Source organism: Enterobacter sp. Bisph1 (assembly GCF_000814905.1).
GTDB lineage: Bacteria > Pseudomonadota > Gammaproteobacteria > Enterobacterales > Enterobacteriaceae > Kosakonia.
The window spans coordinates 61,873-88,858 of record NZ_JXAG01000047.1 but is presented as its reverse complement, the minus strand read 5'-3'; the positions used below and the strand labels follow the sequence as shown (position 1 = coordinate 88,858).

Here is a 26,986-nt window from a genome sequence, read left to right as displayed (position 1 = left end):
AGGGGTAAGTCATGGTGAGATTAGATAAGAACGACCCAACGATGCTGGCGCGCCAACTGCCACTAAAATCCGTTGCCCTAATTCTGGCGGGCGGTCGCGGCACGCGTCTAAAAGATTTAACGAAAAAACGCGCCAAACCCGCGGTGCACTTCGGCGGCAAGTTTCGCATTATCGACTTCGCCCTCTCTAACTGCATCAACTCCGGTATTCGGCGGATAGGCGTTATTACGCAGTACCAATCCCACACGCTCATTCAACATATTCAGCGCGGTTGGTCTTTTTTCAACAACGAAATGAACGAGTTTGTCGATCTGCTGCCTGCGCAGCAGCGCTTACACGGTGAACACTGGTATCGCGGCACCGCCGATGCGGTCACGCAGAATCTCGACATCATTCGTCGCTACGGGGCGGAGTACATCGTCATATTGGCGGGCGATCATATCTACAAGCAGGATTACTCGCGCATGCTGATAGATCACGCCGAAAAAGAGGCGCGCTGTACCGTTGCCTGCCTGCCGGTACCGGTGCATGAAGCGACCGCCTTTGGCGTAATAGCGGTGGATGAGAACGACAAAATTATCGACTTTGTTGAAAAACCCGCTTCGCCGCCGAGTATGCCGGGCGATGAGACGCAGGCGCTCGCCAGTATGGGGATCTATATTTTCGACGCCGAGTACCTGTACGAGCTGCTGGAGCAGGATGACCAGAACGAAAACTCAAGCCATGATTTTGGCAAGGATATCCTTCCCCATGTGGTGAAATCGGGCATGGCCTACGCGCATCCCTTCCCGCTGTCCTGCGTGCAGTCCGATCCCGATGCCAAACCTTACTGGCGGGATGTCGGTACCCTGGAAGCTTACTGGAAAGCCAACCTCGATTTAGCGTCGGTGATGCCGGAACTCGACATGTACGATCATACCTGGCCTATCCGTACCTATAATCATTCTTTACCCCCGGCGAAATTCGTTCAGGACAGGTCGGGCAGCCACGGCATGACGTTGAATTCGCTGGTTTCCGGCGGGTGCGTTATTTCAGGATCTGTTGTTGTGCAGTCGGTACTTTTTTACCGCGTGCGCGTCAATTCGTTCTGCAATATCGACTCTTCGATCTTGCTGCCGGAAGTGTGGGTGGGGCGCTCCTGTCGTCTCCATCGTTGCATTATTGACCGCGGCTGCGTGATACCCGAAGGGACAGTCATTGGTGAAAATCCAGAAGAAGATGCGCGTCGTTTTTACCGCTCAGAGGAAGGCATTGTGCTGGTCACGCGGGAAATGTTGCGCAAATTAAAAGCAAAAGGCATCTGATGATAACCTTGCGCGGAAGGGTTCCGCGCGCTGTGTTCCCCAATGTGGCATCAAGGCCAGGTGGTTTTGAACAGGAGCGATAATGCAGGTTTTACATGTATGTTCTGAGATGTTTCCGTTGCTGAAGACCGGAGGTCTGGCGGACGTGATTGGCGCGTTACCTGCGGCACAAATTGCCGGCGGAGTTGATACACGCGTTCTGTTGCCTGCGTTCCCTGATATTCGTCGAGGTGTGGGCGATGCAAAAGTGGTGTCCCGGCGTGAGACGTTTGCCGGTCCCATTGCGCTGCTGTTCGGCCACTTTAACGGGGTGGGGATTTACATGATCGATGCGCCGCATTTATATGCGCGCCCCGGCAGCCCCTATCACGACACCAATCAGTTCGCCTATACCGACAACGTGCTGCGCTTTGCCTTGCTCGGCTGGGTGGGCAGCGAAATGGCCGGCGGGCTTGATCCATTCTGGCGCCCGGATATCGTGCACGCGCACGATTGGCATGCAGGGCTGGCTCCGGCTTACCTTGCCGCGAAAGGGTATCCGGCCAAGTCCATCTTCACGGTGCACAATCTTGCCTATCAAGGCATGTTTTATGCACACCATATGAACGAAATCGAACTGCCAATGTCATTTTTTAATATGCATGGGCTGGAATTTAAGGGACAGATTTCGTTTCTCAAGGCCGGGCTTTACTACGCGGATCATATTACCGCCGTTAGCCCCACTTACGCGCGCGAGATCACCGAACCGCAGTATGCCTACGGGATGGAAGGGCTACTGCGCCAGCGCCAGCAAGAAGGCCGCCTGAGCGGTATTTTGAACGGCGTGGATGAGAAAATTTGGGATCCGGCCACCGACCTGCTGTTGGGCGCACGTTATACGCGCGATACGCTGGAAGAGAAAGCGGAGAACAAACGTCAGTTGCAGGTTGCCATGGGGCTAAAGGTCAATGACAGAGTGCCGCTGTTTGCCGTGGTGAGCCGCCTGACCAGCCAAAAAGGGTTGGATCTGGTACTGGAAGCCTTGCCGGGTTTACTTGAGCAGGGCGGTCAGTTGGCGCTGCTGGGCGCGGGCGATCCGGTGCTGCAGGAGGGTTTCCTCGCCGCCGCCGCCGAACACTCCGGGCAGGTTGGCGTGCAGATTGGCTATCACGAAGCCTTCTCCCACCGCATTATGGGCGGGGCGGATGTCATTCTTGTGCCGAGCCGTTTTGAGCCCTGCGGCCTGACACAGCTGTATGGTCTGAAATACGGCACCCTGCCCTTAGTGCGTCGTACGGGCGGGCTGGCGGATACGGTTTCCGATAGTTCGCTGGAAAACCTCGCCGATGGCGTCGCCAGCGGCTTTGTATTTGAAGACAGTAATGCCTGGTCATTGCTTCGGGCTATCCGGCGTGCCTTCGTGTTGTGGTCGCGTCCATCGCTGTGGCGTTTTGTGCAACGTCAGGCGATGGCGATGGATTTTAGCTGGCAGGTCGCTGCGCAGGCATATCGCGATCTTTACCTTCGGTTGAAATAGTTTTCCAGGAATCACTTATATGAATGCACCGTTTACTTATGCTTCACCTACGTTAAGTATTGAGGCACTAAAACATTCGATTGCCTATAAGCTGATGTTCACCATCGGTAAAGATCCGGCTATCGCCAATCGCCACGAATGGCTCAACGCAACGCTGTTTGCTGTGCGCGATCGGCTGGTGGAACGCTGGCTGCGCTCCACCCGCGCGCAGCTCTCCCAGGAAGTGCGGCAGGTTTACTATCTTTCGATGGAGTTCCTGATTGGCCGTACGCTCTCCAACGCCTTGCTTTCACTCGGTATTTACGACGACGTGAACAAGGCGCTGGATGAGATGGGCTTCGATCTCGAAGAGCTGATTGATGAAGAGAATGACCCAGGCCTCGGCAATGGTGGCCTGGGACGCCTGGCGGCCTGTTTCCTTGATTCGCTGGCGACCCTTGGGCTGCCAGGACGCGGGTACGGTATTCGTTACGACTACGGCATGTTCAAACAGAACATCGTCGACGGCAGGCAAAAAGAGTCGCCGGATTACTGGCTGGAGTATGGCAACCCGTGGGAATTCAAACGTCACAATACGCGCTATAAGGTGCGTTTTGGCGGACGTATTCAGCAGGAAGGCAGAAAGAGCCGCTGGGTCGAGACGGAAGAGATCCTCGCCGTTGCCTACGACCAAATTATCCCCGGTTATGATACCGATGCCACCAACACGCTGCGTTTATGGAACGCGCAGGCCAGTAGCGAAATCAATCTTGGGAAATTTAACCAGGGCGATTACTTCGCGGCGGTAGAGGATAAAAACCACTCGGAGAACGTTTCCCGCGTACTTTATCCCGACGACTCAACCTATTCCGGGCGCGAATTACGTCTGCGTCAGGAGTATTTCCTCGTCTCGGCGACTATTCAGGATATTCTCAGCCGCCATTACCAGCTGCATCAGACCTACAGCAACCTGGCGGATAAAATCGCCATTCACCTCAATGACACGCATCCGGTATTGTCGATTCCCGAGCTGATGCGCTTGCTGATTGACGAACATAAGTTTGAATGGGATGACGCCTTCGAAGTCACGTGCCAGGTGTTCTCTTACACCAACCACACGTTGATGAGCGAGGCGCTGGAGACCTGGCCGGTGGAAATGCTGGGCAAAATTTTGCCGCGCCATCTGCAAATTATCTTTGAAATCAACGATTACTTCCTGAAAACGCTACAGGAGCAGCATCCGAACAATATCGACCTGTTAAGCCGGACCTCGATTATTGACGAGTCCAGCGGACGTCGGGTGCGTATGGCCTGGCTGGCGGTGGTGGTGAGCCATAAAGTGAATGGCGTTTCCGAACTGCATTCCAACTTGATGGTGCAATCGTTGTTTGCCGACTTCGCTGAAATCTTCCCGATGCGTTTTATCAACGTCACCAACGGCGTGACGCCGCGACGCTGGCTGGCGCTGGCGAACCCGCCGCTGTCGGAGGTGCTGGATGAACATATCGGGCGTACATGGCGCACCGATCTTAGCCAGTTGAGCGAACTTGAACAGCACCTTGATTATCCAACGGTAAATCAGGCGGTGCGGCAGGCGAAGCTGGAGAATAAAAAACGTCTGGCGAACGTTATCGGTCAGCAACTAAACGTGGTGGTGAATCCGAAAGCGCTGTTTGATGTGCAGATCAAACGCATACACGAATATAAGCGCCAGCTGATGAATGTCCTGCATGTGATTACCCGCTATAACCGCATTAAGGCCGATCCAACGGCGGCGTGGGTACCCCGTGTGAATATCTTCGCCGGTAAAGCGGCTTCCGCTTATTACATGGCGAAACACATCATTCATTTGATCAATGACGTCGCGCAGGTGATCAATAACGATCCGCAGATTGGCGATAAGCTGAAAGTGGTGTTTATCCCTAACTACAGCGTTAGCCTGGCACAGGTGATTATTCCTGCGGCGGATCTTTCCGAGCAGATCTCGCTGGCGGGTACGGAGGCTTCCGGCACCAGTAATATGAAGTTTGCGCTCAATGGTGCACTCACTATTGGTACGCTGGACGGCGCGAATGTTGAAATGCTCGAGCATGTCGGCGCGGAGAATATCTTTATCTTCGGTAATACGGCGGACGAGGTCGAGGCGCTGCGGCGTAAAGGCTATAACCCGCGTGGATATTATGAGAAAGATGAAGAGCTGCACCAGGTATTAACGCAGATTGCTACCGGCCTGTTTAGCCCGCAAGAGCCAGGACGTTACCGCGATCTGGTGGATTCATTAATTAACTTTGGTGACCACTATCAGGTGCTGGCGGATTATCGCAGCTATATTGACTGCCAGGAGAAAGTGGATGAGCTTTATCGTCATCCCGAAGAGTGGACCATGAAAGCGATGCGTAACATCGCGCATATGGGTTACTTCTCCTCTGACCGCACCATTCAGGAATATGCCGAGCATATCTGGAACATTAAGCCGGTCCGCTTGTAATGAAAAACCTCTCCCGCCAGGGAGAGGTTAGTTTTTTACGATGCCAGCGACAGTTCCGTTTTATTATGCCGCATTACCCACTGCGCCACGCGCGATTGCTCTTCAGCGTTCAGAAACATACCGATTTTGGTTCGCCGCCAGATAGCGTCATCTAAGCGTCTTACCCACTCATGTTCCACCAGGTAACGCAGCTCAGCTTCATACAGCTCATGACCAAAATGCTCGCCTAAATCCTCAAGGCTTGTGGCGTTAGCCAGCACCAGCTCGCTGTTGCTGCCGTAAGTACGCGCATAATGGCGCGCCAGCGTTTCGCTGATAAACGGATAACGGCGACGCAGTTTCGCGGCGTAATCATCGCGATCGCCAGCGATATCTCCGCCCGGGAGTACGCAGCTTTTCGTCCACGCCGGGCCGATGCCTTTATAGTACGGCGTCAGTTTTTCCAGCGCGTGTTCCGCCAGCTTACGGTAGGTGGTCAGCTTGCCACCAAACACCGACAGCAGCGGCGCTTTACCGTTTTCATCATGAATATCCAGCGTATAGTCGCGGGTAATTGCCTGCGGTGAATCAGATTCGTCATCGCACAGCGGACGTACGCCGGAATAAGTCCAGACGATATCATCGCGCTTAAGTTGTTTCTTAAAGTGGCCGTTATAGACGTTCAGCAGGTAGTTGATCTCGTTTTCGTCGATCTCAACATGTTGCGGATCGCCGTTGTACTCAACGTCGGTAGTACCAATAATCGAGAACTCATCCATCCATGGGATAACAAAAACAATACGCTTATCTTCGTTTTGCAGAATGTAAGCCTGTTTCTGTGAGTGCGCGCGCGGCACCACAATATGGCTGCCTTTGATCAGGCGAATACCGTACGGTGACGGCAGTTTCATACCATCATCGAAGAACTCTTTCACCCAGGGGCCTGTCGCGTTAACCAGGCCGCGCGCCTGCCAGCTAAATTTCTCGCCGGTATCAATATCTTCCGCTTCGACAATCCACATGCCGTTTTCACGGCGTGCGCTTGTGGCGCGGGTGCGGGTCATTACTTTGCCGCCTTTGCGCTCAACCATCTGGGCATTCGCCAGCACCAGACGGGCATCATCGACCCAGCAGTCAGAATATTCGAAACCGCGCACGATTTCCGGCTTCAGCACCGATTCTGCGCCAAAACGCAAACCGGTCGAAGCGGGCAAACTGGTGCGTTTACCGAGGTGATCGTACATAAACAGACCAATTCGAATCATCCAGGCCGGACGCAGATGCGGGCGGTGCGGCAGGCGAAAACGCATCGGGAACGCAATGTGCGGTGCCATTTTCAGCAGCACTTCGCGTTCGGCCAGCGCCTCGCTCACCAGGCGGAATTCGTAGTGTTCAAGGTAGCGCAGGCCGCCGTGAATCAGTTTGGAGCTGTTGCTGGAGGTCGCGCAGGCGAGATCCTGCGCTTCCAGCATCAGCACGGATAGACCACGCCCTGCGGCGTCAACCGCGATACCGGCACCGTTAATGCCCCCGCCTATCACAATCAGATCTTTGGTTTCCATGCTGCCCCTCATGCACTTTCGTTATAGCTCAAAAATGTTCGATATCGCTCATAATAGCAAAGGAACGCGCCTTTGGTAACATCAAAAAAACAATTTAGAGTGATATGCATAACATAATGGCGCTTACCCGCTGTCACGACGTACACTTGACGGCAGAATAGCTATTTACTGTGTCAATTAAGAGAACGCCATGGATAACTTCGAGTGTATTAACGTAGAAGAAGCCCACCAAAAATTGCATCAACAACAGGCCGTGCTGGTGGATATTCGCGATCCGCAAAGTTTCGCTATGGGACATACTCCGGGCGCGTTTCATTTAACCAACGACACGCTGGGCACGTTTATGCGTGATAACGACTTTGAAACGCCGGTAATGGTGATGTGCTACCACGGCAACAGCAGCAAAGGCGCAGCGCAATATCTGTTGCAGCAGGGCTTCGATCGGGTCTATAGCGTGGATGGCGGTTTCGACGCGTGGCATCGGCACTTCCCTTCCGAGGTGATGCACGGCGCGCTGTAGGCATTATGTCCGTCTTCGGTATACTGTGTTTTTTTGTAGGGATTAAACGGCGCCTGCCATGTTGATGATTACCTCTTTTTCCAACCCCCGCGTCGCCCAGGCGTTTGTTGATTATATGCAGACCCAGGGTGTTATCCTGACTATTCAACACCATGAGCAAAGCGATGTTTGGCTGGCGGATGAAAGCAAGGCCGAGCGCGTACGCAGCGAGCTGGCTCGCTTTATCGAAAATCCTGCCGATCCGCGTTATCTGGCGGCGAGCTGGCAGTCCGGGCATACCAATAGTGGTCTGCACTATCAACGCTTTCCGCTGCGGGCGATGCTGCGTGAGCGCAGTGGGCCCTTAACGCTGTTAATAGCGGCACTGTGCATTATTGTCTTTATCGCCATGAACGTTATCGGCGATCAAACGGTGATGATGTGGCTTGCCTGGCCGTGGGATGCAAGCGTACGGTTTGAGGTGTGGCGCTACTTTACCCATGCGGTGATGCACTTTTCACTGGTGCATATCATCTTCAACCTGTTTTGGTGGTGGTATCTCGGCGGGATGGTCGAAAAGCGTCTGGGCAGCGGGAAACTGGTGGTTATCACCTTTATTAGTGCGTTGTTAAGCGGCTTTGTGCAGCACCAGCTTACCGGTCCGTGGTTTGGTGGCTTATCCGGCGTGGTGTATGCGCTGATTGGCTATGTCTGGCTGCGGGGTATTCGCGATCCGCAGTCGAACATCGCGTTACCCACCGGTTTGTTTATCTTTACGGTTGTGCTGATGGTGGCGGAGTGGTTCGGCTTAACCGGCTTTGAGATTGCCAACGGCGCGCATACTGCGGGGATGGTGATTGGGCTTTCGATGGCATTGGTTGACGCGCAAAATGTGCGAAAACGAACATAATAATTCTGGGACTATTCATGAAACAGACACAGCGTCATGACGCAATTATTGAGCTGGTTAAACAGCAGGGATATGTCAGTACCGAAGAGTTAGTAGAACAATTTTCTGTGAGCCCGCAAACGATTCGCCGCGATCTGAACGATCTGGCGGATCAAAACAAGATTTTGCGCCACCACGGCGGCGCGGCGCTGCCCTCCAGCTCGGAAAACACCTCCTGGCACGATCGCAAAGCGACCTTAACGGCGGAAAAAGAGCGCATCGCGCGTAAAGTGGCGGAACAGATCCCCAACGGCGCAACGCTGTTTATCGATATTGGCACGACGCCGGAAGCTGTTGCTCACGCGCTGCTCAGCCATAGCGATTTACGCATCGTCACCAATAACCTGAACGTCGCTAATACCTTAATGAAGAAGGACGATTGCCGGGTGATCCTGGCGGGCGGTGAGTTACGCAGCCGGGATGGCGGCATCGTTGGTGAAGCAACCCTCGATTTTATCTCTCAGTTCCGCCTTGATTTCGGCATTCTGGGGATCAGCGGTATCGATGCCGATGGTTCACTGCTGGAGTTTGATTACCATGAAGTGCGCACCAAGCGGGCGATCATTGAAAATTCCCGCCACGTCATGCTGGTGGTGGATCACTCGAAATTTGGCCGCAACGCGATGGTGAATATGGGCAGTATCAGTATGGTGGATGCGGTTTATACCGACGCTATGCCGCCCGCAAGCGTGGTGCAGGTGATTGCCAACAATAATGTGCAACTGGAGCTGTGCTAAACCGCCTTGCGGCGGTTTTTACACCCCGTAGCCCATAATTTTCAGCAGCTGCTGGGCATGCTGAACCGCATCCTGACGATGGGCAACACCAAGCTTCTGGTAGAGGTTGCGGATATGGGTTTTGATGGTCGTCGCCGCGACGGCCAGCTCGCCGGCGATTTGCTCATTACTATAGCCGGAGTAAATCAGCCCCAGCACCTGCCACTCGCGCTGGGTCAGCGGGCTGGTGCGGATCAGTTCTGGCACTTCCGGGTGGGTCAGCAGCCGTTCGACAAAGTTCTCATCAAAGTGGGCAAACTTATGCCGGTGATGCTGGTTAATGTCGCGCAGAATACGCTGCGCGCGATGCTGATCCAGCTCCGGCAGCGTATTAAGCTGAATAAGCTGACGCAGCTGCTGCGCCATCGCTTCGCCTTCAATGACAAAATGGCTGATAAATCCGGTGCGGTTTGCCAGCTGCAGCGCTTCGAGCAGCACCCGCTGGGCGTCGTTTTTACGCCCGGCCTGCCAGTAAAGCTGATTCAACAGCAGCAGGTTACGGTTAATATCGGTCATCAGGCGCAGGCTGCGCGCGTTTTCGTTTAACTCTTCCAGCACCATTTCCGCCGGCTCAAAATCACCGAGCAGAATCTGCGCGCGGGCAATATTGCGCCACTGGCTTTGCAGGAAGTGGTTATTGGCGAACTCGGGTTTCGGCGTCAGACGCAGCCACTGTGCGGCCGCTTTTTTATCGCCGGTCATTTGCCAGTAGATCACCCGCACTTTGTCGGCATTAGAGACCCAATCGCTATGGTACTGGCCGTTACCGAGCAGGTTCTCCAGCCGGTGCAAATGGTTACGGGCATTATCCAGATCGCCTCGTGCCAGCGAGTTTTGCACTAACAGCGCCAGACACTGCAGCTGCTGCTGCGGTTGCAGGGCGGCAAGCACCTCCATACCCTGGCGCGCCGCCGCTTCTGATTCATCCAGGCGCGCCCATGCCCACAACAGCTGAGCGCGGATGCGCAGTAAAAATTCGTGCATCGGCAGTTGTTCAAGATGCTGTTCGCGGATAAGCGTAAAGGCTTTCTCCTGCATCTCCCAGGCGGCCTGCAGGAAACCCTGGGCAAAGAGAATTTCGCTCTGCTGGATAAGGCTCCACAGCGCGTAGTGCCAGACATCGTGACGACGAGCCATCTGTTCAGTCTGCTGCATCACCGACAACGAGTTGGTGAGCTCACCTTTGCAGTGCAGGACCTCCCCATGCACCGAGGTTGCCACAATGCGGCTGTAGTAATTCGCCAGCGGCAGCTCTTCAAGGGCCACCATCGCCAGCCGTTCGGCTTCGACCGGATCGCCATCATTAATCGCGACCTGGGCGCGCAGGGCGTTAAAATCGCCGTGCAGCGAGGCGTCCATTTGCGTGGTCATCTCCTGTTCAGCACGAGCTAATAGCGTATTAACTTCGCTGTAGCGATGCTGGCTTTGCATCAGCCAGGCCTGCAGCAGCACCAGCCGGGGATTTTCCAGCAGGCTTTCCCACGACAGCGCTTTCAGCGACGCTTCCAGCACGCTCAGTTCGCTGTGGTTAAACAGGCCCCATGCATGGTTGAGCAGAATATCGCGCAGCATCGTGCCGTCGCCGGCCGCCAGCGCATGGTGGATGGCTTCGCTGGGGAAACCCTGCGCCATCCAGCTCTCCGCCGCGGCGCGGTGGATATCGGGTAACTCCGTCGCCAGCTCCCATTGACAGCGCTGACGCAGGAAGCTGCCAAACAGCGGATGGTAGCTAAACCACTCGCCGGAGTCGTCCATACGTTGCAGGAATAGCCCCTGACGCTCAATCTCTTCCAGCCGCATCTGCCCATTCTCTTCGCCGGTCACGCGGACAATTAAGGCATCGTTCATAGAACGCAGCAGCGCGCTTTTCAGCAGAAAACGGCGGGTATCGCCATCGACATTATCCAGCACTTCATCTACCAGATAATCGGCAAGATGGCTGGCGTTAATGCCCGCCAGGCGGCGTGCGGACTGATGCGCCGCGCTGTGATTTTGCCGGGCGGAGAGGGCGATAAGCTGTAGCGCCGTGGCCCAACCGGCGACATCGTCGCACAGTCGGCTGCTCTCTGAGGCTTCAATGGGTGAACTCAGGCGGCAGTCAAAGAACTGTTTCGCTTCCTGATGGGTGAATGCCAACTGCTGGCTGCTGATCTCCAGCAACTGCTCGCGTACGCGCAGGTTAGCGATACCTAACTGTGGCAGATTACGCGACAGCACAAGCAGCGTGAGATTTTCCGGCTGATGACGGAGGAAAAAGCGCATCGCATCGTGAATAACTGGATTAGTGACCAGATGATAATCGTCAATCACCAAATACAACGGCCGCTGCCATTCCGTCAGTTCGATAAACAGCTGGGAAAAGAGCGACGGCAGGCTGGCGTACTGGCGCTTTTGCGCCATCGCCTCGCTGCTTACGCAGTGGCCGCCGGTCGCCTGCTGCACGGCGGCGATAAAATAGCTGGCAAACCGCTCCTGCTGGTTATCCCCTTCATCCAGCGAATACCAGCCGATGTCATTTTTACCGGCCGCCCACTGGGAAATAAGCGTGGTTTTGCCGTAGCCCGCAGGGCTTGTTACCAGCGCAAGCCGATAATTGTTGGCGCCGGAAAGTTTAGCCAGCAGCCGTTCACGAACCACCGTGTGGTCGAGACGAACCGGGCGACTTAATTTGGACGGAATCAACATAGTTATCACTTCACTGTGCGAAGAACGAGAGGGAGATTTTTTTTGCGCTTCGTAATTAATACTAATAAGGTCGGCCAGATGAAGAAATATTGCAAGTTATGTCCAAATCTGGCGATTGTGAATTTGCACCTTGTCACATTTCCATTTATGCCACGAATGAATAGAGGCCAATTATGACTAATGCGGGAGGAGGCAGAGCTGGCGCGCGGTACAGGGCGAAATAAAAAATACATTCGGCAACTATAGGGTCTTTCTTTAAATTAATAAGAAATACCCGAGAGTTATCGCACAAATAGCAAACAGCGTTTCGAACTCTGTTACCAAATATTATTTCCTCTTTTTCTCTCAGAACGGGAAAAAACTTCACTTCAAAACATCATTTCATTTTTCTAAATAAGCGAACGATTTTCGTTGGGCTGTGGTGGATTTTTTGAGGAAGAAAAGGTCAAAAATCAGGCTACCTTTAAGTGGCGGCGATCACACTTTTCGCTCATCCCCGCTACTCCTCCCCGGCTAATCCCTGGCAGGATGAGGAAGTCACCTGTTGAGCCAGGCACACTAGCGCAAATATCGATTTACTTCATTACAGGACCCGAATTCTTTATGTCAAAGCCAACGTTTAATAAAGCGGAATTTGAAGCGGCTCTCACGCGCCAGCGGCAGCGTTTGGGGGTGCAGGACGCCAATGACATGACTTCACGCCAATGGTGGCACGCCGTCAGCGCTGCGCTGGCGGAACTGTTAGCGGCGCAGCCTGCGCCCAAAGCGGACAAAAAACAGCGTCACGTTAACTATATCTCGATGGAGTTTTTGATTGGCCGTCTGACGGGCAACAACTTACTCAATCTTGGCTGGTATCAGGACGTCGGCGAGGTACTGCAGGACCACAACATCAATTTAACGGACCTGCTGGAAGAGGAGACCGATCCGGCCCTCGGCAACGGCGGTTTAGGTCGACTGGCAGCCTGTTTTCTCGACTCAATGGCGACAGTGGGTCAATCGGCGACCGGTTACGGCCTGAACTATCAATATGGCCTGTTCCGCCAGTCATTTGTTGAAGGCCAGCAGCATGAAGCGCCGGACGATTGGCACCGCCGCAGCTATCCGTGGTTTCGCCATAACGAACAACTGGATGTGCAGGTCGGTATTGGCGGCAAAGTCAACAAAGAGGGGCGCTGGCAGCCCGCTTTTACGCTGATTGGCGAAGCCTGGGATCTGCCGGTCATCGGCTACCGTAATGGCGTGACTCAACCGCTGCGCCTGTGGCAGGCCACGCACGCGCATCCTTTTAATCTGACCAAATTTAACGATGGCGATTTCCTGCGCGCCGAGCAAACGGGCATTGACGCAGAAAAACTGACCAAAGTGCTCTATCCCAATGACAATCACCAGGCGGGCAAAAAGCTGCGTCTGATGCAGCAATATTTCCAGTGCGCCTGTTCCGTCGCCGATATTCTGCGCCGCCATCACCTGGCGGGCCGTAAGCTGGCGCAGCTGCCTGATTTCGAAGTGATCCAGCTTAACGATACCCATCCTACTATTGCTATCCCTGAGCTACTGCGCGTGCTGCTCGACCAGCATCAACTGAGCTGGGATGACGCCTGGGCTATCACCAGCCGTACCTTCGCCTATACCAACCACACCTTGATGCCGGAAGCCCTTGAGTGCTGGGATGAAAAGCTGATCAAAGCGCTGCTGCCGCGCCATATGCAAATCATTAAGCAGATTAACGACAAGTTTAAAACGCTGGTAGAACAGACCTGGCCGGGCGATAGCGCGGTATGGGCGAAGCTTGCGGTAGTGCATAACAAACAGGTCCGTATGGCGAATCTGTGCGTTGTCGGCGGCTTTGCCGTCAACGGCGTGGCGGCGCTGCATTCCGATTTAGTGGTTAAAGATCTGTTCCCGGAATATCACCAATTGTGGCCGAACAAATTCCACAACGTCACCAACGGCATTACGCCGCGCCGCTGGATCAAACAGTGCAACCCGCAGCTGGCCGCACTGCTTGATAAGACACTGAAGAAAGAGTGGGCTAACGATCTTGACCAGTTAATTCATCTGGAGAAATACGCCGACGACGCGGATTTCCGCCAGCAATATCGTCAAATCAAACAGCACAACAAACAACAGCTGGCGGCGTTTGTGAAAGCGCGCACCGGTATCGAGATTAACCCGCATGCGCTATTTGATATCCAAATCAAGCGCTTGCACGAATACAAACGCCAGCATCTTGGCTTACTGCATATTCTGGCGCTGTATAAAGAGATGCGTGAAAACCCGCAGGCTGACCGCGTACCGCGCGTATTTCTGTTTGGCGCGAAAGCCGCGCCGGGCTATTACCTGGCAAAAAATATCATTTATGCCATTAATAAAGTGGCAGAGGTGATTAATAACGACGCCAGCGTAGGCGACAAACTGAAGGTGGTGTTCTTACCGGATTACTGTGTGTCGGCGGCGGAAAAATTGATCCCGGCGGCGGATATCTCCGAGCAGATCTCAACCGCCGGTAAAGAGGCGTCCGGCACCGGTAATATGAAATTGGCCCTTAACGGCGCATTGACCGTCGGTACGCTTGACGGCGCGAACGTCGAGATTGCCGAACAGGTCGGCGAGGAGAACATCTTTATCTTTGGCCATACCGTTGAACAGGTAAAAGCGCTGAAGGCGAAGGGTTACGATCCACTGAAATGGCGTAAAAAAGATAAGCTACTTGATGCGGTGTTGAAAGAGCTGGAGATCGGCAAATACAGCGGGGGCGATAAGCACGCGTTTGACCAGATGCTGCATAGCATCGGTAAACAGGGCGGCGATCCCTACCTGGTGCTGGCGGATTTTGCTGATTATGTGGCCGCGCAAAAACGTGTCGATGTGCTCTACCGCGACCAGGAAGCCTGGACGCGCGCTGCGATCCTCAATACCGCGCGCTGCGGCATGTTCAGCTCCGACCGTTCTATCCGTGATTATCAAACCCGTATCTGGCAGGCGAAGCGCTAAGGAAGGGTATGCAGAGTAAACATCTGGAACAGGCCGCGCTGGCGGCGGGGATCAGCCCAAACTACATTAATGCGCACGGTAAACCGCAATCTATTACTGTGCAAACCAAGCAGCGTCTGCTGGAAGCGATGCATTCCGCGCCAGCCGCGGCAGTCAGTACGCCGCCGGTGCCTGTGGTGCAGGTGTTTATCCACGGGAAGAAAAAGGTGCTGCCGGTTGTCGGTAAAGGTGACTTTCACTGGCAACTGACAACGGAGACCGGTAAGCAGTATCAGGGCGACGTTCGCGCGGGCGCAAACCTGCCGTTGCCCACCGGGCTGGCGCTGGGCTACCACGCGCTGACCCTGACGCAGAATAAGCAGCAGTGGCAATGTCGGATAATCATTGCGCCTGCCCGCTGTTATGAGCCCCAGGCGCTGCTCGAAGGTAAAAAGCTTTGGGGCGCGTGCGTGCAGCTCTATACGCTGCGCTCAGAGAGTAACTGGGGGATTGGCGATTTCGGCGATTTGAAAAACATGCTCGGCGAGGTTGCCCGTCGCGGCGGCGCGTTTATCGGCCTTAACCCAATCCATGCGCTCTATCCGGCGAACCCGGAGAGCGCCAGCCCCTATAGCCCTTCATCCCGTCGCTGGATGAATATTATCTATATCGATGTCAATGCGGTGGCCGATTTTCGCGATAGCGAAGAGGCGCAACGCTGGTGGAAATTGCCCACTACGCGTGACGCTTTACGTGCCGCCCGCGAAGCACAATGGGTCGATTATGCCACCGTTACAGCGCTGAAACTGGAGGCGCTGCGCATGGCATGGCAGCGCTTTAGCCAGCGCGCTGAAGAGGATGAGCAATATGCGGCGTTTAAAGATTTTGTACAGCAGGAAGGCGAAAGCCTTTACTGGCAGGCCGCCTTCGATGCCATTCATGCCAACCAGGTAAAAGTCGATGCCCTGCGCTGGGGCTGGCCGGTATGGCCGGAAGGCTACCAAAACATCCATAGCCCGCAGGTAAAAGCGTTTTGTAAAACCCATGTGGACGAGGTGAATTTCTATCTTTGGCTGCAATGGCTGGCATTCACGCAATTCGCCGAGTGCTGGCAAACCAGCCAGGGCTACACGATGCCGATTGGCCTGTACCGCGATCTGGCCGTTGGCGTGGCGGAAGGCGGCGCGGAAACCTGGTGCGATCGCGAGCTTTACTGCCTGAAGGCGTCCGTTGGCGCGCCGCCGGATATCCTCGGGCCGTTAGGGCAAAACTGGGGCCTGCCGCCGATGGATCCCCATGTTATGCGTGAACGTGGCTATGCGCCGTTTATCGATCTGCTGCGCGCTAATATGAAGAACTGCGGCGCGCTGCGTATCGATCATGTGATGTCTATGCTGCGTCTGTGGTGGATCCCGTACGGTGAAACGGCGGATCAGGGTGCCTATGTGCAGTATCCGGTAGACGATCTGCTCGCCATTCTGGCGCTGGAAAGCCAGCGTCAGCAGTGCATGGTTATCGGTGAAGATTTAGGCACCGTGCCGGTAGAGATTGTCGGCAAACTGCGCAGCAGCGGCGTTTACTCCTACAAAGTGCTCTATTTCGAAAACGATCATGAAAAAACCTTCCGCGCACCGCAGGCCTATCCGCAGCAGTCAATGGCGGTAGCGACCACCCATGATTTGCCCACGCTGCGCGGCTACTGGGAGAGCGGTGATTTAACCCTCGGTAAAACCCTGGGGCTCTATCCCGATGAAGTGGTGCTGCGCGGTTTGTATCTCGATCGGCAACTGGCGAAACAGGGGCTGCTGGATGCGCTGCATCAGCATGGCTGTTTACCGCAGCGTGCCGGGCACAAAGCGGTACGTACGCCGATGTCGCCGGTACTCAACCGTGGTTTACAGCGCTACATAGCCGACAGTAACAGCGCGCTGTTGGGGCTGCAGCCGGAAGACTGGCTGGATATGGCCGGGCCGGTCAATATTCCCGGCACCAGCTCGCAGTACAAAAACTGGCGACGCAAGCTGGCGGTTTCGCTGGAAGAGATGTTTGCCGATGAGAAGGTCGACAAACTGCTTAAAGATCTCGACCGACGCCGCAAGCTGGCTACTAAGCGCCAATAAAAAAGCCTGGATTCGCGAGGGGCGAATCCAGGCTTTACCATTTCTTCACTGCCCGGTTTTGCCGGGCAGCGTCTTTTTTACACCACCATACCCAGCAGCAGACAGCCAATCAGGCCACAGAGCGAGATGATGGTTTCCAGCACCGACCAGGAGCGGATCGTCTCACCGATGGTCAGGTTGAAGTACTCTTTGAACAGCCAGAAGCCCGGATCGTTTACGTGCGAGAAGATAACGCTACCGGAACCGACCGCAATTACCATCAGTTCCGGGCTGACGCCGGTGGTGGCAATCAGCGGAGCCGCAATACCGCCAGCGGTAATCGCCGCAACGGTTGCGGAACCGAGCGCGATACGCAGAACGGCAGCAATCGACCAGGCCATAAACAGCGGCGAAAGGTTGGTGGCATGCATCATCGAGGCGATGTATTTATCCACGCCGCTATCTACCAGCACCTGTTTAAACGCGCCGCCGCCGCCAATGATCAGCAGCATCATGGCGATAATTTTGATTGAGCTGCCCAGCGTGTCGTTGATCTCATCCATCGAACGGCCGCGGTTCAGACCAAAAGTGAAGACTGCAATCAAGACGGCAATCAGCGTCGCCATCACCGGGTCGCCGAAGAACTCAGCGTAAGGCAACAGCCCATGTCCTTTTGGCAGCACCATTTCCGCCACGGCGCGCAGCGCCATCAGGATAACCGGAACCAGTGATGTCCAGACGCTGACGCCGAAGCCCGGCATCTCTTCTTCGGTAAAGGTTTTCGCGTTGTAGAGACCTTCCGGGATCGGCTTATCGATACTTTTCAAAAAGCGCGCGTAAACCGGACCGGCGAGGATAACCGTTGGGATACCCAGCAGCGTACCGTAGAGCAGGGTTTTGCCCATATCGGCGTGGAAAATGGTGGCAATCGCGGTTGGACCCGGGTGCGGCGGCAGAAAACCGTGGGTGACCGAGAGCGCAGCCGCCATCGGTACACCGATGTACAACAGCGGAATGCGAGCGGAAGCGGCGATGGTGAAGACCAGCGGCAACAGCAGGACAAAGCCAACTTCATAGAACAGGGCGAAACCGACGGTGAAACCGGTCAGCACCACCGCCCACTGAATATGCTGGCGACCAAACTTTTCGATAAGCGTCGTGGCGATGCGTTGTGCGCCGCCGCAGTCCGCCAGCATTTTGCCGAGCATGGCACCGAAGCCCATGATCAGCGCAAGGCTGCCCAGCGTTCCGCCGACCCCGTTTTTAATCGATTTAATCACGGCGTCAAGCGGCATACCCTGCATCATCCCCACGGCAAGCGCCACGAGGATCAAAGCAATAAACCCGTTCATTTTGAAGCGGATCATCAGCAGGAGTAAGAGTGCGACACCGATAGCGACAATGACTAGTGGCATGATTTACCTGGCCTTTAATTTGTTATGGGTAACGTCAATGTTTCCTGGCAGCCGCGAATATATTCCCGCGCGCGGGACAAGCGGTCTGCGGCACCGTTAAGGCTGACATCCATTGCTGCAAATTGTAGTCGGATGTTTTTTAAGTTGTCAGTGCTGGTACAAATGATACGGGTAACATCCATTAAAAGAGAATCACCCAGCGGATCTAAATGTGAGATCTGCGACATAGGTCATATTAACGTCGGGAAACTACCTGGCGCTGAAGAAAGAAAACAGGGCGGAAAGATACGGGTAACAAGATGAGGATTAGAGACCCGGCAGGCGTGCGCCGCCGGGTAATCTAAGCAAAACAGGACTTAGTAATAAGAGTGCTCGCCGCGCTGGTGCTCTGTCAGATCGCGGACGCCTTTTAGTTCCGGGAACTCGGTCAGCAGCTGCTTCTCAATCCCCTCTTTCAGCGTCACGTCGACCATTGAGCACCCGTTACAGCCGCCGCCAAACTGCAGAATGGCGTAGCCTTCGTCGGTAATCTCCATCAGCGACACGCGACCGCCGTGGCCTGCCAGCTGCGGGTTGATTTGTGACTGCAGCAGGTACTCGACGCGCTCCATTAGCGGGGCATCGTCGGAGACTTTACGCATTTTGGCGTTCGGCGCTTTCAGCGTCAGCTGGGAACCTAACTGATCGGTGACAAAATCGATTTCCGCATCTTCCAGATACGGCGCGCTCAGCTCATCGACATAGGCAGTCAGCTGTTCAAATTTTAACGCGGTGTCGGTGGCTTCAACCGCGTCCGGCGGGCAATAAGAGACACCGCACTCGGCGTTGGGCGTGCCTGGGTTAATCACAAATACGCGGATTTGTGTCCCTTCTTCCTGATTTGCCAGCAGTTTGACAAAGTGCGCTTGGGCAGCGTCGGAAATACGGATCATAGCAATGGCCTAATAGTTGACTATTTTACTCGGTTATAATACGCCCATCATCGAGGGTCTACAAGGTTCGACACAGGCACCAGACCTGAACAGTTGCCGCGCCGCTGCGTATAAGCAGACGGGTAATTTCCGCAACGGTGCTGCCGGTCGTGACGACATCATCCACCAGGACGATATGGAGACCGGTGACCGGCAATTCAAGACGAAAGGCATTTTTCAGGTTCTGCTTGCGCAAGCGGGCCGTGAGCTGCCGCTGCACCGGCGTTTCCCGCACTCGACGTAACGCCCCTTGCTGCCAGGGATATTGTAGCCAGCGCGTCAGCGCCCGGCACAGCAGGTCGCTCTGGTTAAACCCTCTGCGCCACTGGCGACGTACATGCAGCGGCACGCTCATTAACATGTCGGGTTTTTGCCAGTTTTTATGCCGGCGCGCATTGAGTGCCGCCAATAACAGCAGGCGTGCCAGCATGCTGGCCATCTCCGGGCGCGGCAAAAATTTAAATTGATGCACCAAAGGGCTCAGCGGCGGCGCGTAACGGCTAACGGCAATCAGCCGCTGCCAGGGCGGCGGTTTTTGCAGGCAGCGCCCGCAGGGGATCTCATCGGCGGCGGCAGGTAAACCGCACACCGGGCACATTTTCTCGCGCCCTTTCATGGCGCGGGCACAGCCCGAACAGACGCCCCAGTGGCTGAGCATCAATGGCATCCTGCATAGCCAGCATAAGCCCGACACTGTTAGCATGTGGCACCTCCTTGTGTAAAAAAAGAGAACGATAGCTGATGAAAAACATCTGGTGGCAAACCAAAGGCGAGGGAAATTGTCATCTTGTGCTGCTGCACGGATGGGGACTGAATGCGCAGGTCTGGGATTGCATTACGCCGCAACTGAGTTCGCACTTTATCCTGCATTTAGTCGATCTGCCGGGCTATGGCAGAAGCGAGGGATTTGGCGCGCTTACGCTTGCGGAGATGACGGAGCAGGTATTAGCCCATGCGCCGCAGCAGGCGATTTGGCTGGGCTGGAGCATGGGTGGGCTGGTGGCAAGCCAGCTGGCGCTGCAGGCGCCTGAGCGGGTCAGCGCGCTTGTCACCGTTGCGTCGTCGCCCTGCTTTAGCGCACAAGAAACCTGGCCCGGTATCAAACCGGAGATCCTGGCAGGTTTTCAGCATCAGCTGAGTGAAGATTTTCAGCGCACCGTCGAGCGTTTTCTGGCGCTGCAAACCCTCGGTACAGAAACCGCCAGGCAGGATGCGCGGCTGCTGAAAAACTCGGTGCTCTCCCTTGATATGCCATCGACGGAGGTGCTAAACGGCGGGCTGGAGATTTTGAAAACCGTGGATTTGCGCGAGGAACTCGGCGCGCTGGCGATGCCATTTTTACGCCTGTATGGTCATCTTGACGGGCTGGTGCCGCGTAAAATAGTGCCGCTATTAGATGAGATGTGGCCGCAGAGCGAGTCGGTTATCTTCCCGAAAGCGGCCCACGCGCCGTTTGTCTCGCACCCGGCGCAGTTCTGCGAGGCGCTGCTGGCGCTAAAAGCCAGGCTGGTTTAACGCAGCGCCCACCACACGCGTGAGCAGGCATTTTTTCCATCAGGGCACTGCTTACAGCTACCGGTTAAACAACCGGTAGCCTCTTCCTGAATGCGCACGGCTTTGCCCATCGCTTCCAGCCGACCGAGCATGGCGTCGATCATCGCGCGCGGCGTATGCAGCGCAGCGCTTAACTGACTGGCTTCCATGCGGCCCTGTAGCGCCAGCATATCCCGCACTTCAATTAACGACGCCATAATCGTGCTCCCTAATGACAATCACTTGCCGGGCTGTCGCAGCAGCTGGCCACGGTTTTGCGCGCCGCCAGCAGATTGACATCCACCCGGCTTCTCGCCCGGCGCAGCAGCCCAATGACCAGCACGTTGAACAGCAGCACCGCCAGAATGCAGGTCAGGCTATAGGTGGGGTGTTCGCTAAAGGTCGCCGTCTGGTAAAAGAGCGTGGCGAGGGAGTAGGCGATATTTAACCCCCACAGCACGGAGAAGCCCATCCAGCCGCGGCTTGATTCACGGGCGATAGCGCCCATCGCCGTAATGCATGGCACATACAGCAGCACGAAAATCAGATAGCTGTAAGCCGCTGCCGCGCTGCCAAATTTCTGGCTCATGACGCCCATCGTCCCCGTCGCCATTTCGCCATCGCCTTTGCTGGCTTCAATCGGGTTCGCCAGCACGCTCAGGCTAAAGGTCTCTTTAACGCTTTTAACCGTGTCTTCCACTGCGGCAAGCAGCTCGCCCGTCAGGCTGAATTGTGCCGGATCAAAAGCGGCCTGCTCAATGTTTTCTGCGGTGTAGAGGGTATTTAGCGTACCGACTACCACCTCTTTCGCCATCGCACCGGTGACAAGACCCACCGTGGCCTGCCAGTGATCGCCGTGCACGCCAATCGGCTCCAGCAGCGGGGTAAATACGCGGCTGATGGAGGCCAGCGCGGATTCATCAATTTTATGTACCGTGCGGCCATCAAGGGAGAAGCTGTTCATCGCGCTAAGGAAAACGCTGACGATGATGATCACTTTACCGGCGCGGATAACAAAGCCTTTCAGACGCTGCCAGGTTTGCAGCAGCAGGCTTTTCAGGTGCGGAACGTGATAAACCGGCAGCTCCATTACAAACGGCGACGCTTCGCCGCGCAGCAGCGTATATTTCAGCACCAGGCCCGTCAGAATCGCCATCACGATGCCAATCACATATAACGAGAAGACGGTAATTGCGCCCTGCTGACCGAAGAAGGCGGCGGCGAATACGGCGAAGATAGCCAGACGCGCGCCACAGGACATAAACGGCGCCATCATAATGGTCATCAGACGTTCGCGCGGTGCATCTAATGTCCGTGCGCCCATTACGGACGGCACGTTACAGCCAAAGCCGACAATCAGCGGCACGAAGGATTTGCCCGGCAGCCCCAACGATTGCATCAGGCGATCCATTACAAAAGCGGCGCGCGCCATGTATCCGGAATCTTCGAGAAAGGACATAAACAGGTACATCATGCCAAGCTGCGGCACCAGCGGCAGCACGGTATTAACCCCGCCGCCCAATCCTTGTGCGAGAAACACCGTCAGCCAGTCCGGGAAGTGCAGGGTATAGCCCAGCCACTGAATACCGTGAATAAAGATCGCCACCGAACCCGCATCGAAAATCGGCTGGAACGCGCCGCCGATATTGATGGCGAAGAGGAACATCAAATACATAACGAACAAAAAGATCGGTAAGCCTAAAAACCGGTTGAGGATAATGCGGTCAACGGCAGCGGTGAACTGGCTCGGTTCGGCGGTCAGCGTATTGCTGACGGTATCGCAAATGGCGGCAATCGATTGATAACGCGCGTCGGCAATATGCAGCGCGGGATCGTCCATTTCAGCCGCCAGGCGTGCGAGCGAAGCGCGGATGTTGTGTTCATCCACGCCTGCGTTAGCGCGGCTATAAATATCGCCCTCCAGCATTTGCAGACCCATCCAGCGGCGCTGCTGCCACGGCACATCATCGGCCATCTGCTGCGCCAGCGCATCGGCTTCGCGAGAGAGGGGCTTCGCATAGTGCACCAGCTCAACATTGTCATTGTGCTGATGGCGATCGATGGCCAGCTTTAACGCTTCAATGCCGCGCCCGCGCGTGGAGACCAGCGGAATAACCGGGCAGCCGAGGCGGGCGGCCAGGCCGTCGATATCAATGCGGACTTTCTGTTTTTCCGCGATATCCAGCATATTCAGCGCGATAATGCACGGCACGCCCAGTTCCAGCAGCTGCAGGGTTAAATAGAGGTTACGTTCCAGATTCGAGGCATCGACGACGTTGATCACTAAATCCGCATCGCCACTCAAAATGTAGTGACAGGCAATCTGTTCATCGAGTGAGGTTTGCGCAGAAATGGTCGTCAGGGAGTAGGTGCCGGGAAGGTCAACCAGCGTGACCTGGCTGTCGGTAGTGGTGAACTGGCCCTCTTTACGTTCCACGGTAACGCCGGACCAGTTACCCACTCGCTGACGCGCGCCGGTTAACTGATTAAATAACGTTGTCTTGCCAGAATTCGGATTACCAATTAAGCCAATGGTCAATTTTTTCATTTTAACTTTGCACTCTGTTAACAACCGGCCGATTAACGAGAAACCGCTTCCAGTTCAAGGAAGGCGAGATCTTTTTTGCGTAACACTAAATTAACGCGGCGCGTTTCAATATGAATGGGATCGCCAAGGGGGGCGACGCGCACGACATTAAAAGAGGAGCCGGGCAACATCCCGAGTGACAGGAGCTTCTGTCGCCAGGCCGGGCTTATTTGTTGTGAGAAGCCGGTAATTTTCCACGCGCTGTCAGGAGTGAATTGCATAGAGCCTACTTGTTTATGCTGCGAGCCAGTTGTCATCACGCGCCGCATGGGCGCTCGGTAAAGCATCGAAGGAGTGGTGAAATCATCTACTGAGCCAATGATAATGAGAATGGTTTCTATCAGCAATGATAAAAATGCGATCGCAGATGACCGAATTAATAATTTGCTCCTGTTTTGATATAGCTCAAAAGTTTGTCGGGTTTCGTATTCTCTGCATTAACGAGAAATTAAGAACGCTCGCTTCAAAAAGATAATTATTCTTAACAACCTTAATATTTAATTAAGGTTTGTAATATAAGCGGATCGCCTAATAACCGCGTATTAGCTGGAAAACGTTATCTTCGGTGCGGGTATTGATTACTCGATTGTTGCCTGCGAGGGATGGAAGAGATTATTAGCATTTCGCTGAATAGTGAGATGCATCAATTTGTTCATTTAAAACGTTTTAAGCAAAATTGACCCCTCTCCCACCAGAGAGAGGGGCAGGATTAGCGTTTTTTGCCCATCGCTGCGGCAAGCGCGTCCATCATGGCGCTATTGCCGCCAGGCTGATTGTCACGCCCGCGCGGCGCTTTGGCCGGGCGTTGCGTACTGCGGTTACCGTTATCGCGATTGCCAGCGTTGCCGCTGCCACGGCGCGCATTGGTTTCGCCCGGCTGTTCATCCAGACGCATCGTTAGCGCGATACGTTTACGCGGCAGATCCACTTCCAGCACTTTAACCTTCACGATATCGCCCGCTTTGACCACCGTATGCGGGTCTTCAACGAACTTATCCGCCAGTGAAGAGATATGCACCAGGCCATCCTGATGCACGCCAATATCGACGAAAGCGCCAAAGTTGGTCACATTGGTGACCGCGCCTTCAAGTACCATTCCCGGCAGCAGATCGTTCATCGTTTCCACGCCGTCAGCAAAGGTCGCCGTTTTGAACTCCGGACGCGGATCGCGCCCCGGTTTCTCCAGCTCTTTGATGATGTCGGTCACCGTCGGCACGCCGAACTGCTCATCGGTAAATTCACTGGCTTTCAGTTTACGCAGCTCGGTGCTGTTGCCCATCAGATCGCGCAGCGACTGCTCCGTGGCCGCCAGAATGCGTTCAACCACCGGGTAGGTTTCCGGGTGAACCGTAGAGGCGTCCAGCGGGTTATCACCGTGGTTAATACGCAGGAAGCCTGCGCACTGTTCAAAGGCTTTTGGCCCCAGACGGCTCACTTTCAGCAACTGCTGGCGATTCTTAAACTGACCATTCTCATCGCGCCAGGAGACAATATTCTGCGCCATCATACGGGTTAAACCGGCAACGCGCGTCAGCAGCGGAACCGACGCGGTATTCAGATCCACGCCGACGGCGTTTACGCAGTCTTCAACCACCGCATCGAGTTTACGCGCCAATTGGCTCTGGCTGACATCATGCTGATACTGGCCAACGCCGATGGATTTCGGATCGATTTTTACCAGCTCCGCCAGCGGATCCTGCAGACGACGGGCAATAGAGACCGCGCCGCGGAGGGATACGTCGAGGTCCGGGAACTCCAGCGCTGCCAATTCGGAGGCGGAATAGACCGACGCGCCCGCCTCGCTGACAATCACTTTTTGCGCCGTCACTTTCGGGAACTGTTTTTGTACATCCTGATAGAAGCGTTCCGTTTCGCGCGAAGCGGTGCCGTTACCAATCGCCACCAGCTCAACATGATGTTTTTCACACAGCGCCGCGACAACGACGGCAGCTTTGGCCGCCTGGCCGGTGTGCGGATAGATAGTGTCGGTAGCGACCACTTTGCCCGTGGCATCGACCACCGCCACTTTTACCCCGGTACGCAGACCCGGATCGAGACCCATCGTGGCGCGCAGCCCGGCAGGCGCGGCCATCAACAGATCGTGCAGATTGCGGGCGAAAACATTGATGGCTTCATCTTCCGCGCGTTCACGCACGGTGCTCATCAGTTCTGTTTCCAGGTGCATCAGCACTTTAATGCGCCACGTCCAACTCACCACGCCTTTGCGCCAGCTGTCCGCCGGTGCGTTGTTCAGGCGCAGGCCGAGGTGGTCGATAATAATGTGCTCGCAGTGGCTCTCTTTTGGCGGCTCGTCAAACTGCGGATCGGCGTTTAACGCCAGCTGCAAAATCCCTTCGTTACGCCCACGGAACATCGCCAGCGCGCGGTGGGAAGGGACGGTAGAAATAGGCTCATGATGATCGAAGTAGTCGCGGAATTTCGCGCCTTCGTCCTCTTTACCGCTGATAACGGTGGCGACCAGATGGGCGTTTTTCCACAGATAATCACGTACTTTCGCCAGCAGGGCGGCATCTTCCGCAAAACGTTCCATCAGGATATAGCGCGCGCCATCCAGCGCCGCTTTGCTATCGGCAACGCCTTTATCGGCATCGACAAACGTCGCGGCCAGGGTTTCCGGATCGTGGGAAGGATCGTTCCACAGGGAATCCGCCAGCGGCTCAAGACCGGCTTCGATGGCGATTTGCCCGCGGGTGCGGCGCTTGGGTTTGTACGGCAGGTAGAGATCTTCGAGTTCGGTTTTGCTCAGCGTACCGTTAATCGCTTTTGCCAGTTCATCGCTGAGTTTGCCCTGTTCACCGATCGATTTCAGAATCGCCTGGCGGCGCTCTTCCAGCTCCCGAAGGTAGCCAAGACGGGTTTCGAGCTGACGCAGTTGCGTGTCGTCCAGACCGCCGGTGACCTCTTTACGATAGCGCGCGATAAACGGCACGGTATTCCCTTCATCAAGCAGGCGAACGGCGGAGGCCACCTGTTCGGTACGTGCCTGAAGTTCACCCGCAATAATGCGGCAGAGCGAATCATTCATCATGTGTTTTCATCTTCTGAACAAAAAATCAGGGGATAGTTATACGGACTGGCATAGGAAAATGCCAGTCGCAAAGGGCTTCTCAGACTGTTCCGCGGGCTATTTCACATATTCGATTTGATTAACGTACCAGGTCGCTTCACCGGCGGGTGTTTGCACTGTAGCCACATCGCCTTCCTCTTTCTTCAGCAGGGCGCGAGCCATCGGTGAATCGATAGAGATGTAGTCTTTGCGGCCAAAAATTTCATCATAACCAACGATGCGAAAACGCAGCGTATCGCCATTGTCGTTCTCAATTTCCACCCACGCGCCAAAGAATACTTTGCCTTCCTGCTGCGGGGAGTAATCGACGATTTTCAGGTTTTCCAGGCATTTGGTGAGATAGCGCACGCGGCGGTCTATTTCACGCAGGCGCTTTTTGTTGTACTGATAATCGGCGTTTTCGCTGCGATCGCCGAGGCTTGCCGCCCAGGTGACTTTTTTAGTGACTTCCGGGCGCTCCTGACGCCAGAGAAAATCGAGTTCCTGCTTAAGTTTTTCATAACCTTCGCGGGTAATCAGGGGCGTTTTCATTCTGCGGCCTTATTTCCGTAACGTTCATAGCTGCGCACACTTTACAAAC

Annotated in this window: 19 protein-coding genes; 9 read left to right on the top strand and 10 right to left on the bottom strand. The window is 55.0% G+C overall.

The features are described from left to right. Nucleotides 1-11 precede the first annotated feature (11 nt). The 3 genes from glgC (at nucleotide 12) to glgP (ending at nucleotide 5,287) form a co-directional block, all read left to right on the top strand. Entirely contained in the window at nucleotides 12-1,304 is a 1,293-nt protein-coding gene (glgC, locus tag RW65_RS22725; RefSeq protein WP_039057744.1) for a glucose-1-phosphate adenylyltransferase, read from the top strand. 82 nt (nucleotides 1,305-1,386) lie between these two features. Further along, nucleotides 1,387-2,820 carry a glycogen synthase GlgA gene (gene glgA, locus RW65_RS15815; protein WP_039057743.1) on the top strand — a complete coding sequence of 478 codons (1,434 nt, stop codon included), beginning with the start codon at nucleotides 1,387-1,389 and terminating at the stop codon, nucleotides 2,818-2,820. 19 nt (nucleotides 2,821-2,839) lie between these two features. Continuing rightward, nucleotides 2,840-5,287 (top strand): glycogen phosphorylase, encoded by a 2,448-nt coding sequence (glgP, locus tag RW65_RS15810; RefSeq protein WP_039057742.1) that lies wholly within the window; start codon nucleotides 2,840-2,842, stop codon nucleotides 5,285-5,287. A 35-nt stretch (nucleotides 5,288-5,322) separates the two neighbouring features. On the opposite strand, the gene glpD is transcribed toward glgP, so the two are convergent. Continuing rightward, nucleotides 5,323-6,828, bottom strand: a complete 1,506-nt coding sequence (gene glpD, locus RW65_RS15805) for a glycerol-3-phosphate dehydrogenase (RefSeq protein WP_039057741.1) — start codon at nucleotides 6,826-6,828, stop codon at nucleotides 5,323-5,325. A gap of 190 nt (nucleotides 6,829-7,018) precedes the next feature. Here glpD and glpE point away from each other — a divergent pair, with 190 nt between their 5' ends. Genes glpE through RW65_RS15790 form a run of 3 tightly spaced genes read left to right on the top strand, consistent with a single transcriptional unit; the run spans nucleotide 7,019 to nucleotide 9,013 of the window. Continuing rightward, the gene (gene glpE, locus RW65_RS15800; protein ID WP_039057740.1) at nucleotides 7,019-7,348 is read left to right on the top strand and encodes a thiosulfate sulfurtransferase GlpE; all 330 of its coding nucleotides are present in this window, start codon (nucleotides 7,019-7,021) and stop codon (nucleotides 7,346-7,348) included. A gap of 58 nt (nucleotides 7,349-7,406) precedes the next feature. After that, the gene (gene glpG, locus RW65_RS15795; RefSeq protein WP_039057739.1) at nucleotides 7,407-8,237 is read left to right on the top strand and encodes a rhomboid family intramembrane serine protease GlpG; all 831 of its coding nucleotides are present in this window, start codon (nucleotides 7,407-7,409) and stop codon (nucleotides 8,235-8,237) included. Between the two features lie 17 nt (nucleotides 8,238-8,254). After that, the gene (locus RW65_RS15790) at nucleotides 8,255-9,013 is read left to right on the top strand and encodes a DeoR/GlpR family transcriptional regulator (RefSeq protein WP_039057738.1); all 759 of its coding nucleotides are present in this window, start codon (nucleotides 8,255-8,257) and stop codon (nucleotides 9,011-9,013) included. A gap of 18 nt (nucleotides 9,014-9,031) precedes the next feature. Here the strand turns inward: RW65_RS15790 and malT are convergent, their stop codons facing one another. Further along, nucleotides 9,032-11,737, bottom strand: coding sequence for an HTH-type transcriptional regulator MalT (malT, locus tag RW65_RS15785; RefSeq protein ID WP_039057737.1), 2,706 nt, complete (start codon nucleotides 11,735-11,737; stop codon nucleotides 9,032-9,034). A gap of 603 nt (nucleotides 11,738-12,340) precedes the next feature. Between malT and malP the strand changes: the two genes are divergently transcribed. Next, nucleotides 12,341-14,734 (top strand): maltodextrin phosphorylase, encoded by a 2,394-nt coding sequence (gene malP / locus RW65_RS15780; RefSeq protein WP_039057736.1) that lies wholly within the window; start codon nucleotides 12,341-12,343, stop codon nucleotides 14,732-14,734. Nucleotides 14,735-14,742: 8 nt separating this feature from the next. Continuing rightward, nucleotides 14,743-16,833: a 4-alpha-glucanotransferase gene (malQ, locus tag RW65_RS15775; RefSeq protein ID WP_039057735.1), complete on the top strand. Its 2,091-nt coding sequence runs from the start codon at nucleotides 14,743-14,745 to the stop codon at nucleotides 16,831-16,833. A 77-nt stretch (nucleotides 16,834-16,910) separates the two neighbouring features. Here the strand turns inward: malQ and gntT are convergent, their stop codons facing one another. From gntT to gntX, 3 genes are all read right to left on the bottom strand, one after another. Next, the gene (gntT, locus tag RW65_RS15770) at nucleotides 16,911-18,227 is read right to left on the bottom strand and encodes a gluconate transporter (RefSeq protein ID WP_039057734.1); all 1,317 of its coding nucleotides are present in this window, start codon (nucleotides 18,225-18,227) and stop codon (nucleotides 16,911-16,913) included. A gap of 356 nt (nucleotides 18,228-18,583) precedes the next feature. Then, nucleotides 18,584-19,159 (bottom strand): Fe-S biogenesis protein NfuA, encoded by a 576-nt coding sequence (gene nfuA, locus RW65_RS15765; RefSeq protein WP_039057733.1) that lies wholly within the window; start codon nucleotides 19,157-19,159, stop codon nucleotides 18,584-18,586. Between the two features lie 58 nt (nucleotides 19,160-19,217). Next, a complete protein-coding gene (gene gntX, locus RW65_RS15760; protein ID WP_039057732.1) occupies nucleotides 19,218-19,901 on the bottom strand; it encodes a DNA utilization protein GntX in 684 nt (227 codons plus the stop codon). A gap of 38 nt (nucleotides 19,902-19,939) precedes the next feature. Here gntX and bioH point away from each other — a divergent pair, with 38 nt between their 5' ends. Then, the gene (gene bioH / locus RW65_RS15755; protein WP_039057731.1) at nucleotides 19,940-20,713 is read left to right on the top strand and encodes a pimeloyl-ACP methyl ester esterase BioH; all 774 of its coding nucleotides are present in this window, start codon (nucleotides 19,940-19,942) and stop codon (nucleotides 20,711-20,713) included. Here bioH and feoC read toward each other — a convergent pair. The 5 genes from feoC to greB all read right to left on the bottom strand — a co-directional run bounded on the left by feoC (nucleotide 20,710) and on the right by greB (nucleotide 26,937). Continuing rightward, nucleotides 20,710-20,949, bottom strand: a complete 240-nt coding sequence (gene feoC / locus RW65_RS15750; RefSeq protein ID WP_039057730.1) for a [Fe-S]-dependent transcriptional repressor FeoC — start codon at nucleotides 20,947-20,949, stop codon at nucleotides 20,710-20,712. The two genes, bioH and feoC, sit on opposite strands and share 4 nt — an antisense overlap. 11 nt (nucleotides 20,950-20,960) lie before the next feature. Continuing rightward, nucleotides 20,961-23,279, bottom strand: a complete 2,319-nt coding sequence (gene feoB, locus RW65_RS15745) for a Fe(2+) transporter permease subunit FeoB (RefSeq protein ID WP_039057728.1) — start codon at nucleotides 23,277-23,279, stop codon at nucleotides 20,961-20,963. 32 nt (nucleotides 23,280-23,311) lie between these two features. Continuing rightward, nucleotides 23,312-23,539, bottom strand: a complete 228-nt coding sequence (feoA, locus tag RW65_RS15740; protein WP_039057871.1) for a ferrous iron transporter A — start codon at nucleotides 23,537-23,539, stop codon at nucleotides 23,312-23,314. A gap of 488 nt (nucleotides 23,540-24,027) precedes the next feature. Further along, nucleotides 24,028-26,367 carry a Tex family protein gene (locus tag RW65_RS15735; protein ID WP_039057727.1) on the bottom strand — a complete coding sequence of 780 codons (2,340 nt, stop codon included), beginning with the start codon at nucleotides 26,365-26,367 and terminating at the stop codon, nucleotides 24,028-24,030. Between the two features lie 96 nt (nucleotides 26,368-26,463). Then, nucleotides 26,464-26,937 (bottom strand): transcription elongation factor GreB, encoded by a 474-nt coding sequence (greB, locus tag RW65_RS15730; protein ID WP_039057726.1) that lies wholly within the window; start codon nucleotides 26,935-26,937, stop codon nucleotides 26,464-26,466. Nucleotides 26,938-26,986: the final 49 nt, after the last annotated feature.

Bases quoted from the DNA above. Each gene is read 5' to 3' on its own strand.
- glgC (WP_039057744.1), top strand. From the start codon at position 12: ATGGTGAGATTAGATAAGAACGACCCAACGATGCTGGCGCGCCAACTG.
- glgA (WP_039057743.1), top strand. From the start codon at position 1,387: ATGCAGGTTTTACATGTATGTTCTGAGATGTTTCCGTTGCTGAAGACC.
- glgP (WP_039057742.1), top strand. From the start codon at position 2,840: ATGAATGCACCGTTTACTTATGCTTCACCTACGTTAAGTATTGAGGCA.
- glpD (WP_039057741.1), bottom strand. From the start codon at position 6,828: ATGGAAACCAAAGATCTGATTGTGATAGGCGGGGGCATTAACGGTGCC.
- glpE (WP_039057740.1), top strand. From the start codon at position 7,019: ATGGATAACTTCGAGTGTATTAACGTAGAAGAAGCCCACCAAAAATTG.
- glpG (WP_039057739.1), top strand. From the start codon at position 7,407: ATGTTGATGATTACCTCTTTTTCCAACCCCCGCGTCGCCCAGGCGTTT.
- RW65_RS15790 (WP_039057738.1), top strand. From the start codon at position 8,255: ATGAAACAGACACAGCGTCATGACGCAATTATTGAGCTGGTTAAACAG.
- malT (WP_039057737.1), bottom strand. From the start codon at position 11,737: ATGTTGATTCCGTCCAAATTAAGTCGCCCGGTTCGTCTCGACCACACG.
- malP (WP_039057736.1), top strand. From the start codon at position 12,341: ATGTCAAAGCCAACGTTTAATAAAGCGGAATTTGAAGCGGCTCTCACG.
- malQ (WP_039057735.1), top strand. From the start codon at position 14,743: ATGCAGAGTAAACATCTGGAACAGGCCGCGCTGGCGGCGGGGATCAGC.
- gntT (WP_039057734.1), bottom strand. From the start codon at position 18,227: ATGCCACTAGTCATTGTCGCTATCGGTGTCGCACTCTTACTCCTGCTG.
- nfuA (WP_039057733.1), bottom strand. From the start codon at position 19,159: ATGATCCGTATTTCCGACGCTGCCCAAGCGCACTTTGTCAAACTGCTG.
- gntX (WP_039057732.1), bottom strand. From the start codon at position 19,901: ATGCTAACAGTGTCGGGCTTATGCTGGCTATGCAGGATGCCATTGATG.
- bioH (WP_039057731.1), top strand. From the start codon at position 19,940: ATGAAAAACATCTGGTGGCAAACCAAAGGCGAGGGAAATTGTCATCTT.
- feoC (WP_039057730.1), bottom strand. From the start codon at position 20,949: ATGGCGTCGTTAATTGAAGTGCGGGATATGCTGGCGCTACAGGGCCGC.
- feoB (WP_039057728.1), bottom strand. From the start codon at position 23,279: ATGAAAAAATTGACCATTGGCTTAATTGGTAATCCGAATTCTGGCAAG.
- feoA (WP_039057871.1), bottom strand. From the start codon at position 23,539: ATGCAATTCACTCCTGACAGCGCGTGGAAAATTACCGGCTTCTCACAA.
- RW65_RS15735 (WP_039057727.1), bottom strand. From the start codon at position 26,367: ATGATGAATGATTCGCTCTGCCGCATTATTGCGGGTGAACTTCAGGCA.
- greB (WP_039057726.1), bottom strand. From the start codon at position 26,937: ATGAAAACGCCCCTGATTACCCGCGAAGGTTATGAAAAACTTAAGCAG.